General features: G+C 68.3%; 7 protein-coding genes and 2 pseudogenes. 6 read left to right on the top strand and 3 right to left on the bottom strand.

Annotation, left to right across the window (positions count from 1 at the left end; all coding sequences use genetic code 11):
* The 5 genes from A5622_RS04395 to eccCa all read left to right on the top strand — a co-directional run.
* The coding region (locus A5622_RS04395; protein WP_197507947.1) for a DUF5631 domain-containing protein at window positions 1–1102 on the top strand (1102 nt) is incomplete at its 5' end.
* A 113-nt stretch (window positions 1103–1215) separates the two neighbouring features.
* Window positions 1216–2127, top strand: a complete 912-nt coding sequence (locus A5622_RS04400; RefSeq protein ID WP_066876944.1) for a hypothetical protein — start codon at window positions 1216–1218, stop codon at window positions 2125–2127.
* Window positions 2128–2413: 286 nt separating this feature from the next.
* The gene (locus A5622_RS04405; RefSeq protein ID WP_066876946.1) at window positions 2414–3259 is read left to right on the top strand and encodes a transglycosylase; all 846 of its coding nucleotides are present in this window, start codon (window positions 2414–2416) and stop codon (window positions 3257–3259) included.
* A 2-nt stretch (window positions 3260–3261) separates the two neighbouring features.
* Window positions 3262–4749: a type VII secretion protein EccB gene (gene eccB / locus A5622_RS04410; protein WP_066876949.1), complete on the top strand. Its 1488-nt coding sequence runs from the start codon at window positions 3262–3264 to the stop codon at window positions 4747–4749.
* Window positions 4750–4752: 3 nt separating this feature from the next.
* A complete protein-coding gene (eccCa, locus tag A5622_RS04415; RefSeq protein WP_066876950.1) occupies window positions 4753–8967 on the top strand; it encodes a type VII secretion protein EccCa in 4215 nt (1404 codons plus the stop codon).
* Here eccCa and A5622_RS04420 read toward each other — a convergent pair.
* Window positions 8948–11791 carry an RND family transporter gene (locus tag A5622_RS04420; protein WP_369829215.1) on the bottom strand — a complete coding sequence of 948 codons (2844 nt, stop codon included), beginning with the start codon at window positions 11789–11791 and terminating at the stop codon, window positions 8948–8950. The genes eccCa and A5622_RS04420 overlap by 20 nt on opposite strands.
* Window positions 11792–11795: 4 nt before the next feature.
* Entirely contained in the window at window positions 11796–12176 is a 381-nt protein-coding gene (locus tag A5622_RS04425; RefSeq protein WP_066861933.1) for a hypothetical protein, read from the bottom strand.
* Between the two features lie 133 nt (window positions 12177–12309).
* On the opposite strand from A5622_RS04425, the pseudogene A5622_RS04430 reads away from it, so the two are divergent.
* A pseudogene (locus A5622_RS04430) lies at window positions 12310–13107 on the top strand (sensor histidine kinase); the annotation flags it as partial.
* Here the strand turns inward: A5622_RS04430 and A5622_RS27830 are convergent.
* Window positions 13006–13395 (bottom strand): annotated as a pseudogene (locus A5622_RS27830) (two-component sensor histidine kinase); the annotation flags it as partial. The pseudogenes A5622_RS04430 and A5622_RS27830 overlap by 102 nt on opposite strands.

Raw genomic sequence — 13395 nt, forward strand, 5'->3', positions numbered from 1 at the left:
GGCGACACCAGCAGTGACGCCGACCGCGCCGAGCGCTGGGGTCTTCATACCTACAGCTACTCCCGCCGACGCGCCTCCGGCCGCATCACCCGCTCCGGTGGCCACCGCCGGTGCTCCAGTAGCGCCCGTGATGGCGGGGGCATCGTGGTCGTCGCCCGCCCCGACCATGGGTGGCGGTTCGTCCATTCCCTCAGGATCGTTGCCCGCCTATGGGTCTGATCTGCGTCCGCCAGTCGTGGCGCCCCCCTCCGTACCTCCCACTCCTGCCGGTCCGGTCTCCGGAGCACCGGTAGCGTCTTCGCCGGCGTCATCGCCCTCCGCCGGCGGGCCGCTTGTTTCTCCGGTTGAGCGGACCGCCTCAGGAGCCGCCGCGGGCCAAGCCGGTGCGGGGTCATCGACGATGGCGGGCGCATCGGCGGCATCCGCGGCAACGGGCGCGACCGCCGGGACGGTCTCCGCCAGGACGGCCGAACAGCAACGACTACAGCGGATTGTCGACGCGGTAGCCCGCCAGGAGCCGCGGCTGTCGTGGGCGGCAGGATTGCGCGATGACGGCACCACGACGCTGTTGGTCACCGACCTCGCCGGCGGGTGGATTCCGCCGCATGTTCGGTTGCCCGCCCACGTGACCCTGCTCGAGCCCACGGCGCGACGCCACGACGCGAATGTGGTGGATCTGCTCGGCGCCATCACGGTCGCGGCTGCGCATCACGCCAACACCTATGTCTCTGAGCCGACTTCGGATGAGCCCGTGCTGAGCGGTGATCGACCTGCCCGTTCGGCCGCGCCACCGGTCGATGAGCTCGGCCCCACTTTGGTGGAGGCCGTGCGCCGCCGCGATGGTCTACCGCGGATCGCGCAGGCTATAGCCGCGCCAGCGGTACGAAAGACAGGTGTGCTCGAGAGCGAAACCGAGATGTTGCGCGAATGCGTCGCTGACGTCCAGCACGCGGTGCTGGCAGCTTATCCAGACCACAACCCAGCGGCTGTGGCGGATTGGATGCTTCTAGCGGCTATCGAGGCGCTAATTGATGGACACGAGTACCTCGCTAACTATCACCTGGCCTGGTTCGATGTTTTCAGCCATCCATCTCGGACGTAGCCCATTACGCCATTTCAGGTGAATACCGAAAACTACGTGCTGTGACAAAATAGGCCTACGGTCGCTTGGGCCAAGTGGCGGCGTCGAGCGCTTAGCAGGACGGAGGTGAGTCCGTGGGACCTACTGGGGCAAAACCCATTCGCTGGGATGCAAATACGCTGCCTGCTGCGCCCCCGGCGCCGCTCCCAGCAGCTGCACCCGTTCCGCCGGGCGGCGTCTCGGCCGGTGACAATGGACAAGGGGTAGTCGCAGGAGTCGGAAACGCCGGAGTCCCCAAAGATGCAGCGGATGTCGAGGGCGCCGATGCCGATCGGCGCGCCCACGCAGCCGACGCCGCGGCCAAGTTCCCTGCCAACGAGGCGAACAGCCAGCAGGACATGCAGATGATCCAGCAGATGCTGCAGAGCGTGACCGGTGCGGTCGGCGGGGCGATCGGTGGCGTCATGGGACCGCTGACGCAGCTACCGCAGCAGGCGATGCAGGCCGGTCAGAGCGCCCTGCAGCCGCTGATGAGCGCAGTCCAGGGCGCCCACGGCGCCGGGCTCGTTAACGACGCGCACCTGGTCGACAGCGTCGGCAGCGGTGGCGGCGGCGCCGGACTTGGCGGCGGTTCCGGCGGCGGCGGCGCCGGCCTCGGCGGTGGTGGCACCACCCCGGCCAGCTCGTTGGGCCCGCCGCCGGTGCCGACGTCATCCCCGCCGACGACGCCCGCGGCCGCCAAAGCGCCGATGATGCCGCCGACCGGTGGCATGCCCGCCATGCCCGGCCAATCCGGCATGACCGGCATGCCGATGATGCCCCCGGGCGCGATGGGCGCCGGCGGCGAAGGCGGCAAGAAGGACAGCCCGGTCGAAAAGCGGATCACGGCCCCGGGCGTGCCCAACGGCCAGCCGATCAAGGGCCGGTTGACGGTGCCGCCGAGCGCCCCGGGCAACAGGTCCGGCGAGGCCAAGCCGACCGTCGTCACCAACCGGCCCAACCGCCGGATCGTCATCATGCCGTCCGACGACGAGCCGAAGGAATAGCCGACCAAACAGCCCACCGAAAGGTGAGTGGTCGGGTAATTCGCGCGGCAGTAGGGTCGCTACGTAATCGCGGCCGGCCAAGCCCAATGCGCGGGTCATCTGGGATTGCCCGTTATTGACAGCAGAACTGTCGATACGTGCATGCTATTGGTACGTCTGCAGCGACCGCGGAAAACGCGGCCAGAAGGGTGTGGGAGTACTAACGCGAAGTGTCCGGCACGGATGCGGCGCCCACAGGGCGCACAGGTGGGTTAGGGCGGGGACGTCGGTGACCGATCCCCTGAAAATGCAAGCGGTCACGGCGTTGTCGCGCGCCCACAATCTGTACGCGGCACCCACGCGGGACGACGGGATCGGCGACGCACCGGCGCAGACGCAGGCACACGCCGAGACGATCAAGCAGGACAGTGGACTGCCCGCCGCGGCGGCCGCGCGGTCGGGTGCCGCGATGACGCACTTGGCCCGGCTGGCCCATGCCGATCGGGCGCTTGGGCAGATCATCGCCGCGGCGCGGTCCGATCACGCGCGCGGCCGCGCGGCGACGAGGGTCAACCTGGACGCGGCCCTGACCGATACGACGCCGGCGGCCGATACACCGATGGGGCGCCGCGAGGCCGTCGCCCGGATGGCGGCCCGGCTGCGGACCCAACACCGGCACGTCGCCGGATCGCGCCGTCGGGCAAGGCTGCTCGCGCGCCGGCTGCGACGCCTGCACTACCTGCAAGGGCGGTCGATGCACAGCAACCAGGGCAGCGGACGCGCGGCGGTGTTGGCGGCTATCCGTAAAGCGTTGGACATCAAGGGTATTCACGATCCGGCGGCCCGGGCTCGCTGGGAACGCGGCATGGACGTGGTCGCTCGCCGCGAGTCCAATTACGACGCGAACGCGGTCAACGGCTGGGATTCCAACGCGGCGCGGGGCACGCCGAGCAAGGGTGCCTGGCAGTTCATCGCGCCGACGTTCGCGGCCTATCACCAGCCGGGCACCTCGCGCGACATCCACAACCTGGTGGCGCAGGCGTGCGCGTTCATCAACTATGCGATGGGCCGCTACGGCGTCGCCGTCGACGCGTCGAATCTCGCCGATCGGATTCAGCAGGCCGATCCTCACCGAGCGCCCAAGGGGTACTGAGCATGCCGCTGAGTTTGTCTAACCGCGACCAGAACTCCGGGCACCTGTTCTACAACCGTCGCCTGCGCGCGGCCACCACCCGCTTCTCCGTGCGCATGAAGCACGACGACCGCAAGCAGACCGCCGCGCTGGTGCTGTCGATCCTGCTGGTGGCCATCGCCTCGGGCTGGATGCTGCTGCTCAACGTCCTGAAACCCACTGGCATCGTGGGGGATTCGGCAATCATCGGCGACCGTGATTCCGGGGCGCTGTACGCCAGGATCGACGGCAGGCTCTACCCCGTGCTGAATTTGACCTCCGCGCGCCTGGCGACGGGCACCGCAAACCAGCCGACGTGGGTGAAACCCGCTGAGATAGCGAAGTATCCGACCGGTCCGCTGGTCGGCATCCCCGGAGCGCCGGCCGCGATGCCGGTCCATCGGGGCGCGACGTCGGCGTGGGCGGTCTGCGACACGGCCGGCCGCCCGCGCAGCCCGGAACGCCCGGTGGTGACCTCGATCGCCGGCCCACTTGATGGCTTCGACCGCGCCACACCGCTGAGCGAGGACGCCGGGGTGCTGGTCACGTTCGAGGGCAACACCTTCGTGATCTGGGGAGGCAAACGCTCCCAGATCGATCCGTCCAACAGGGCGATCACCCTGAGCCTCGGTCTCGACCCGGGAGTGACGCTGCCGGTGGAGATTTCGCGGGCCCTCTACGACGCGCTGCCCGCGACGGAACCGCTCGGCGTCCCCGCGGTGCCGCTGGCGGGTACCCCGTCGACGTGGGTGTCGGGCTCCCAGGTCGGTGCGGTGTTGCAGGCCCAAACCGCCAGCGGCGGCAAGCAGTTCTACGTCCTGTTGCCGGACGGCGTCCAAAAGATCACCAGCTTCGTCGCCGACCTGTTGCGCAGCGCCAACTCCTACGGTTCCACGGCACCTCGCGTGGTCGCTCCCGACGTGTTGGTCAACATCCCCGAGGTGAACTCGCTGGCGGTGGACTACTACCCGACCAAGCGCCTGAACTTCGTTGACACCGCGGCGGATCCGACCACTTGCGTCGGTTGGGAGAAGGGCTCGACCGACCCGCAGGCACGTGTCGTGGTCTACAACGGACGCGGACTTCCCACACCGTCGTACCTCGACAACCGCATCGTGCACCTGGTACGCGATGACCGCGACCCGGCATCGGTGGTCGCCAACCAGGTGCTGGTGCTGCCGGGTGCGGCGAATTTCGTGACATCGACCAGCGGCGTGGTCACCTCCGACTCCAGGGAGTCGCTGTTCTGGGTGTCCGACAACGGGGTGCGGTTCGGCATCACCAACGACGACACGACGTTACGCGCGCTGGGCCTTGACCCGGGGTCGGCGGTGCAGGCGCCCTGGCCGCTGCTGCGGACCTTCGCGGCGGGCCCCGCATTGTCAAGGGAGGCAGCGCTGGTGGCGCGGGACACCGTACCGGCGCTCGGCAAGGTGGCTGTGGTGACGACATCGGCGAAGCCGGGAGGCTAGAGAATGTCCAAGAAAGCGTTCCCCATCAACCGCGTCAAGATCGAGCCGCCGAAACCGGTCCGGGTGGCGCCCAGCGCGCCGATCGCGCTACCGGAGCGCGAGCCGCGCAACATCTGGGTGATGATCGGGGTGCCTGCACTGATCGTGGCGCTCATCGGCACCATCGTCATGCTCTACGTCTCCGGCGTGCGCAGCCTGACCACCGGCTTCTTCCCGCTGATGGGCATCGGCGCATTCAGCATGCTGGCGTTCTCCGGCCGCTTCGGCCGCGCCCGCAAAATCACCTGGGGCGAAATGGAAAAGGGCCGTCGCCGCTATCTGCGCGACCTCGACGGCAACCGCGACGAGATTCAGACCGCGGTGTGCGCACAGCGCGAATGGCAGAACTTCGTGCATTCCGATCCTCGTGGGTTGGGCGCCATCATCGGCGGCCCGCGAATGTGGGAGCGCGGCCGCGGCGACGCCGACTTCCTCGAGGTGCGGCTGGGCACCGGCGTGCAGCACGCGCCGGATTCGGTGCTCTCGGTGACCTGGCCCGACATCGCCTCCGATGAGGAGCTCGAACCGGTAACCGGGCAGGCGCTGCGCGATTTCATTTTGGAGCAGCGCAAGATTCGCGACATCGCCAAGGTGGTCAACCTGCGATCGGCGCCCGGCTTCAGCTTCGTCGGCGCGGACCTGGACCGGCTGCGCTCCCTGATGCGCTCGGTGCTGTGCTCCCTGGCCGTGTTCCACAACCCGCGCGACGTCAAGCTGATGGTGGTGACCCGCAATCCCGAGGTGTGGTCGTGGATCGTGTGGCTGCCGCATAACCTGCACGACGAACTCTTCGATGCGTGCGGCTTCCGGCGGCTGGTCTTCGCCACGCCCGAGGAACTCGAGGAAACCCTGGGCGCCGAACTGCACATGAAGGGCAAGCGCGGCGCGTGGACACCATTGGCCGCGGCCAGCCCGACGGCGATGGGGTCGACGCTCGAAACCGGCGCCGACACCGTGGATCTCGGACCGCACCTGGTGATCGTCGACGACAACACCGGCAGCCCCGACGCATGGGAGAGCGTGGTCGGACAGGTCGGTAAGGCGGGAATCACCCTGCTGCGCATCGCCTCCCGGATCGGCACCGGCGTGGGCTTCGGCGACGACCAGGTGTTCGACCTCAGCGAACGCCACAGCTCACCCAACGGCTCGGCCAACAGCAAAATCGCGTTGCACCGCAACGGCTCTGACGCCGACGGCGAGGACAACCGCCCGGCCCCGCTGCTGCGGGTGCGCGGCAAATTCTTCGCCCACGCGGATCAACTCTCGATACACCGCGCCTACCGCTACGCGCGGGCGATGGCACGCTGGTCGCCGACCAGCCGCAGCGAGATCAACGACTCGGTCAGCGGTGCAACCGAATTGCTGCGAGCCCTGGGCATCAGCGACCCGCGGGACTTGGACGTCGACCGGTTGTGGGCGGAGCGTCGCGGCCGCGGCGACGAGCGCTGGTGCGAGGTTCCCGTCGGGGCCAAACCCAACGGCGAGCTGCAGAACATCATCATCCGCGCCAAGGACTTCGGCGGCTTCGGCTTCCACTCCGTGGTCATCGGGACCAGTGGCTCGGGTAAGTCGGAGTTCTTCCTGTCGTTGGTCTACGGCATCGCGCTGACCCACTCGCCGGAAACGTTCAACGTCATCTTCGTCGACATGAAGTTCGAGTCGGCGGCCCAGGACATCCTCGGCATCCCGCACGTGGTGGCCGCGCTGTCTAACCTCGGCAAGGACGAACGCCACCTGGCCGAGCGGATGCGTCGGGTCATCGACGGTGAGATCAAACAGCGCTATGAACTGTTCACCTCGGTGGGTGCGCGCGACGCCAACGACTACGAAGAGATCCGGCTCGCCGGACGCGACCTGCCGCCGGTGCCGGTGCTGCTGGTCATCGTCGACGAATACCTGGAGCTGTTCGCCAACCACGAGAAGTGGATCAATCTCATCATCCACATCGGCCAGGAGGGCCGCGGCGCGAACGTCTTCTTCATGCTGGGCGGGCAGCGCCTGGACCTGTCCTCGCTGCAGAAGGTCAAGTCCAACATCGCCTTTCGCATCGCGCTGCGGGCCGAGTCCGGTGACGACAGCCGCGAGGTGATCGGCAGCGACGCCGCCTACCACCTGCCGTCGAAGGAAAACGGCTTTGGCCTGCTGAAGGTGGGCCCGCGCGATCTCGAGCCGTTCCGCTGCTTCTACCTCTCCGCGCCGTTCGTGGTGCCCAAGACCAAGGAGGTCGCCACCACCGTCGACATGACGCTGACCAAGCCGCGGCTGTACAACTGGCAGTTCCAGCCGCTGGACGCCTCCGATGCCACGGCGCTGGAGGCGGCCGCCGCCGTCGACGCCGAGCCCGACGAATTCCTCTACTACGACGACGGTTTCAAGCGCAAGAAGATCGTCGACGTGCTGCGCGAGTCGTTGCATGAGGTGCCGCACCGCTCGCCGCGCCGGCCGTGGCTGGAGCCGCTGGAGGAACCCGAGACCATTGATGCCCTCGTCGCCGGATACCGGGGCAAGCCGTGGCACATCGACTACGGGCACAACGCGGGCCTGATGTTCCCGGTGGGCGTCATGGACATCCCCGAGGAGTCCAAGCAGGTCGTGCATGCGGTGGATGCGCTGCGCAGCAACGTGATCGTGGTGGGTGCCAAGCAGCGCGGCAAGACCACCACCCTGATGACGCTGATGTGCTCGGCGGCGACGATGTACACCCCCTCGCGCGTGACGTTCTTTTGCATCGGCGGGGCCACCCTCGCCCAGGCCGCGTCGCTGCCCCACGTCACCGACATCGTCTCGCCGAAGGACGCCGAGGGTATCGAGCGGATCTTGAGCAGCATGGACGCCTTGATCGATGCCCGTGAGGATTCATTCCGGCGCCTCAAGATCGACCTCGACGGTTTCCGCGAACGCCGGTTCGGGCCGGGGAGCGACGGGCTGGGCGGCACCGACGCCAACGACCCGTTCGGCGATGTGTTCGTGGTGGTCGACGACTACGACGACCTGTACTCCAAAGACACCGTGCTGGGCGATCGCATCATCTCGCTGAGCAGCCGTGGCCCCGAATACGGGGTGCACGTGATGTGCAGCGCCGGCGGCTGGATTCACGGGCAGCGCCAAAGCCTGCTGCAAAACGCCACGGCGCGAATCCAATTGCGGCTGGCCGACCCCAGCGAAAGCCAGATGGGGCACTCGTCGCTGGAGTCGCGGGACGCGGCCCGGCGGACGCTGAACCGGCCAGGCTTCGGCCTGACCGACAGCCTGCACGAACTGCGGGTCGGTGTGCCGGCGCTGACCGACCCGGCCACCGGCGCGGTCGTCAGCATCGTCGACGTCGGGGCCCGCATCGCGGACGTCGCCGGGGTCACCAAGCACGCCACCCTGCAGCGACTGCCGCAGCGGGTGGCGCTGAAGGCGATCCTGGATTACGAGGCGGCGCGCCCCAGCGGCGACGACCTCTCGATCGCCTTCGCCATCGGCGAGCGCCACGAACTGGGGCCGGTTCCCATCAAGCTGCGCGAGAGCCCCGGAGTGATGATCCTGGGACGGCAAGGCTGCGGAAAGACGTTGTCGCTGGTCGCCATTGGCGAGGCGATCATGAGCCGCTTCAGCCCCGAGGAAGCGCAGCTGACGCTGATCGACCCGAAGACCGCACCGCACGGCCTGCGCGATCTGCACGGCCCCGGCTACGTCCGTGCGTACGCCTATGACCAGGACGAGATCGACGAGGTGATCACCGCTTTGGCGCAGCAGGTCCTGCTGCCGCGGTTGCCGCCGAAAGGCCTGAGCCAGGAGGAGCTGCGCGAGCTCAAGCCGTGGGAGGGCCCGCGGCACTTCGTGCTCATCGACGACATTCAGGACCTGCGCCCGGATCAGAGTTACCCGCCCAAACCGCCGGTGGGAGCGGCGCTGTGGAAGCTGATGGAACGCGCCCGCCAGATCGGGTTGCACGTCTTCACCACCCGCAACAGCGCGAACTGGGCGACGCTGCAAATGGATCCGTGGATGCGTTTCCAGAACTCGGCGAAAGTCGCTCAGCTCTACATGGACAACGACCCGCAGAACCGGATCAACCGGAACGTCCGTGCCCAGAACCTGCCGCCGGGGCGCGGCCTGCTGGTGAGCGTCGACGGCGACGTCGAAGGCGTGCTGGTCGGGCTGCCGTCCTCGGTCATACCGCCGCAGCAGTAACCCGTTGTCGCTCCGGCGTTTTCACGCTCGGCGCCGCGGCGCGGCGGGGGAGCGGGCTCGGCCACCAGAACCACCGGCCCAGCAGGGCGACGATGGACGGCACGATGAAGGCCCGCACCAGCAGAGTGTCCAGCAACAGCCCGACCGCGACGGTCGTACCGATCTGGGCGACGCTGAGCACGCTGCTCGTCAACAACGCCAACATGGTCAACCCGAACACGATGCCGGCGACGGTGACCACTCCGCCGGTGCCGCCGAAGGCCCGGATGATGCCGGTCTTGAGGCCCGCCGCCGCTTCCTGTTTGATGCGCAGCGCGAGCAACAGGTTGTAGTCGGCGCCGACGGCGATCAGCGCGATGAACGCGAAAGGCGCCACGGCCCAGTGCAGGTCCTGATGCAGCAGGTGCTGCCAGATCAGCACGCTGGCGCCGACGGCTGAGGCGTAGGAGGTGACGACCGTCCCGACGACGACCACGCCCGCCACCGGGCTGCGCAGCATGACCGTGACGATCAAGAAGATGAGCACCAGCGCGGCACCCGCCAGCAGCGTCGCGTCGCTGGCGACGAAACGCTGCAGATCGGCCGTCACCGGGCCCACGCCGGCCAGGTCCACCTCGGTCGGGGTCAGCGTCCCCTCCTTGGTGGCCTCCTTGATGGCGGCGCGCACCTGATCGGCCCGCTTGGCGCCATCGGCCCCCCATTCGGAACCGTCGCCATAGACCAACAGGTACGCGGCGCGACCGTTTTCCGAGATGAGGTGGCGCAGCGCGGTGGTGTACCGGGCGTCGGTCAACGCGCGCTGCGGCATGTAGAAGTCCCCCGCGGCGCTGCCCTGGAATTGCGTGGCGATCTCGTTCAGGTAGTCGGTCAGCTGATGCATCTGCGGCCCGAGCGTGTCGGACAGCGTCAGCAAGTCGCGCGTGGCCGAACGGGCCTGTCCCAACGCGTCTTTCATCGACGTCACGCTCTGGGGCAGGGTGGCCATCGCGGTGGCGGCGGTGGTCGAGCCGCTGGTCAGCTTCGCGGCGCCGGAACCCAGCCGCGTGGACGTCTGCACCAGGCTGTCGACGGGCTGAAGCACCCGGTCCACCGTCGAGCAGATCGGGTTGGCCGCGCAGTCGGGGGTACGCCCGACGAAGTCTCGCAACGGGTCGAGGTAGCCCGACACCGTCGTGACGTTGCGTTGCAGGCCGTCCATGCCGGCCCGTATGTCTTCGGCGGCGCCGGACATGTCCGCCAAGCCGGCACTGCCGCCCCGTAATCCGTTGCCCAGCCCGTCGACGGCCCGCTGCGTCTGCGCCAGCGCACCGTCTAGTTCGGAGACGCGCCGGAGGCGCTGCGTCAGCGTCTCCATCGTGTCCCCGAACTGGCGGCCGAGCACACCGGCCTGATAGCTCAGCGTCGCCTGTTCGGGAACCTTGCCGTCCGGGCGGCTGGCGGACTGCACGGCACGCACCCCCGGCACGGCCATGATGTGACGCGTGATTCGCTCGATGGCGATCAGGCCGGCGGGGTTGCGCAGGTCGTGATCGGCCTGGATGGCGACGACGTCGGGCAACAGCGAGTTCGCCGCGAAATGCCTTCCGGCGCTCGCGTAACCGCGGTTGGAGTCGGTGGACGACGGCGTCGCGGCGGGCTCGTTGAAGCCGACCCGCATGCCGGCCAACGGCAGCGCGACGAGCAGGCACAACCCCAGCGCGGCGACCAGGATCGGGCCGGGCCAGCGCGCCACGGACGTCCCGACCCGGCGCCACCGCCGCGCGGTGGTGGACGGTCGCGGTTCGAGATACCCGCGACGTATCGCCAGGCTCATCAGCGCGGGCGTCAACGTCAGCGCCGCGACCATGGTCGCCAGAATGCCGATGGAGCAGGGCAGCCCGGCGCTGCGGAACGAACCGACTTTCGCGAACACCAGGCACGCCAGCGCGACCGATACCGTCAGCGCCGATCCGATCACCACGGGCGCGATGGAACGGTAGGCCTGCGTCAAGGCCTGGGCAGGGGCGACGCCGTTGCGGCGACCTTCGTGATAGCGGCCGACCAGGAAGATCGCGTAATCGGTACCGGCACCAAGGGTCATCGCGGCCATGAGCGCCACCGAAAACAGCGACACCTCAACCACATTGGACTGGCCGAGGGCGGCGACGACGGCGCGCGCCAAAGCCAGGGCGAGTCCCACCGAGATCAGCGGGATAGCCGCCGCGACCGGCGATCGGTAGACCACCAGCAATAACAGCAGGATGAGACCGATGGTGGCCGCGGTGATGCCGAGCATCTGGCGGTCGATCGCGGAGAACTCGTCGACGATGGTGGCGCCGGGTCCGGTGACATGGACTTCCAGGCCCGACGGCGGCGCGAGGTTGTGGATGGTGCCGCGCACGGCGTCCACCGAATCGCGCGCCTGCGCGGTGCCGAGCATTCCGGCGAGCCGCACCATGACGCTGACCGCCTTGCCGTCCGAACTCTGTGCGCCGGCGGCCGTGGCGGGCTGCGACCACAGGTCGGTCACCGCATACACGTGGCGCTGGTCCGAACCCAGCGAGGCCGTCAACGCGTCGTAGAACTGGCGATCCTGTTGCGTCAGACGCTGATTGCGTTCCAGCACAACGTAAACGAAGTTGTTGCTGGGTGTCTGGTTGAACAACTGGGCGGCTCGGGCGGCCGCCTCGGCGCTGGGTGCGCCGGGCGGCATGAAGGACCGGGCATGGGTGTCGACGACGCGCTCCAGTTGCGGAACCGCGAGATTGGCCGCGGCGGCCGCCAGGATCCAGAGGCCGATGATGACGACCGCGTAGCGCGACGTCAGGCGCGCAAGGCTTCCCATTCGGTCATGCAACGGTCTGCCGATCGCTGGTGGGTCCGCCGAACAGGCCCACGGCCACATGCTCGCCGCGGGTGAGGGAGCGCACCCGCAGCGACCGGCGGGTGCCGATCTCGACCAGCGCGTGCAGTCCGGGCTCGGCGGCTTCGAGATCGGCGAGCACCTGCTCGGCCGACGCGCCCTCGTGGGCCGCCTGATCCAGCTTGGCCACCAGCATGGTGATCCAACGCTGGCCGAGTGAGAGCAGCAAGCCCTCCTCGTCGCCGAACAGCTCGGACACCTCGGATGATTTGTCGATCAACGCAAGTGCCGCCTCGGGGTCCGTCTCGGCGGCTTTGATCACCTGGGCCATGAAGGCCATGCGGTCGTGCAGCAGTGTCCATGTCATGACTCGACGTTAGGAACTCGGCCACCCACCGCGCGTCGTGCCGAAGTGCAGTCTTTACCTCCTACCACGGGCGGAGGCGGGTGCCGCCCGCAGCAGGATGTGACGACGCACGGGGCTCTTCTAGGATTGGACGATGTTGCACGCCGCAGCGGATCACCTGCGGGAATTGCTTCGCCGACGAAGCGAGCTGATTCCCGTCGGTATCACCTGGGCGGCGTTGATCTCCGTCGATGTCGCCTTGGTGCTCGGCGGCGTGATCGGGACGCTGCAGCGGCCCGTCTCCGACCTGCCCGTGGCGCTGACCGCGTTCGCCCTGGCGTTGTCGCCGTCGTTCGCGTTCTTGATCTTCAACATGAAGATGACCCCGGGGCCGTTGTGGGCCACCTGGTCGGCTTCCTCCGCGCTGACTTTGTTCGGTACGTCGGCGCCGATTCACGCCGATTTCGGCCCGGCGTTGTTGGTCCTGATGGTCCTGGTCGTCGCGACGCTGGCGTCGGTGCTAGTCGGCCTGTTGGCTGCTGCGTCGGCGGCGGCGCTGCTGCTCGCCGACTCCGCACTGCACCGCCTCGACGCGGTGGTGTTATACCTCGGCTTCATCGCGGTGGGGTGGCTCCTCGGTTACCTGATGCGCACCCAGCGGTTGCTGCTGGCCGAACAGATTGCGGCGCAGGACATGCTGGCCGAACACGCCGCCGCCGACGAACGGCGGCGCATCGCGCGCGAAGTGCACGACGTCATCGCCCATTCGCTCAGCATCACCCTGCTGCACGTGACCGGCGCGCGCCGCGCGCTGCAACAGGATCGCGACGTCGACGACGCGGTCGAGGCTTTAGAACAGGCCGAGCGACTCGGCCGCCAGGCGATGGCCGACATCCGTCGTACCGTCGGGCTGCTCGACAACTGGCCGACCAAGGCCGCGCAAACCGCGCCCTTCGGGTGACCGGGTGGCCGGCACCGCGGCGGGTAGCAGGTTGGTGACGGCGAGCCTCGCCGATGCGGGTGAAATGTCGAGCACCACACCGGCTTTCGACTCGGGCGCATGCTTGGCGATGTTGGCCAGCGATTCCTGGGTGATGCGGTACAGCGCGAGGCCGACCGCGGCCGAGACGTGATCGGTGGGCCCTTCGACGCACAGCGCGACGGCCAGGCCGGCCCGCTGGAAACCCTCGACCAGCAGCGCGATGTCGTCGATACCGGGTTCGGGCACGGTTTGCGCGGC

Source organism: Mycobacterium sp. 1245801.1 (assembly GCF_001673055.1).
Lineage (GTDB): Bacteria > Actinomycetota > Actinomycetes > Mycobacteriales > Mycobacteriaceae > Mycobacterium > Mycobacterium europaeum_A.

Bases quoted from the DNA above. Each gene is read 5' to 3' on its own strand.
- eccCa (WP_066876950.1), top strand. From the start codon at position 4,753: ATGTCCAAGAAAGCGTTCCCCATCAACCGCGTCAAGATCGAGCCGCCG.
- A5622_RS04420 (WP_369829215.1), bottom strand. From the start codon at position 11,791: ATGGGAAGCCTTGCGCGCCTGACGTCGCGCTACGCGGTCGTCATCATC.
- A5622_RS04405 (WP_066876946.1), top strand. From the start codon at position 2,414: ATGCAAGCGGTCACGGCGTTGTCGCGCGCCCACAATCTGTACGCGGCA.
- A5622_RS04425 (WP_066861933.1), bottom strand. From the start codon at position 12,176: ATGACATGGACACTGCTGCACGACCGCATGGCCTTCATGGCCCAGGTG.
- eccB (WP_066876949.1), top strand. From the start codon at position 3,262: ATGCCGCTGAGTTTGTCTAACCGCGACCAGAACTCCGGGCACCTGTTC.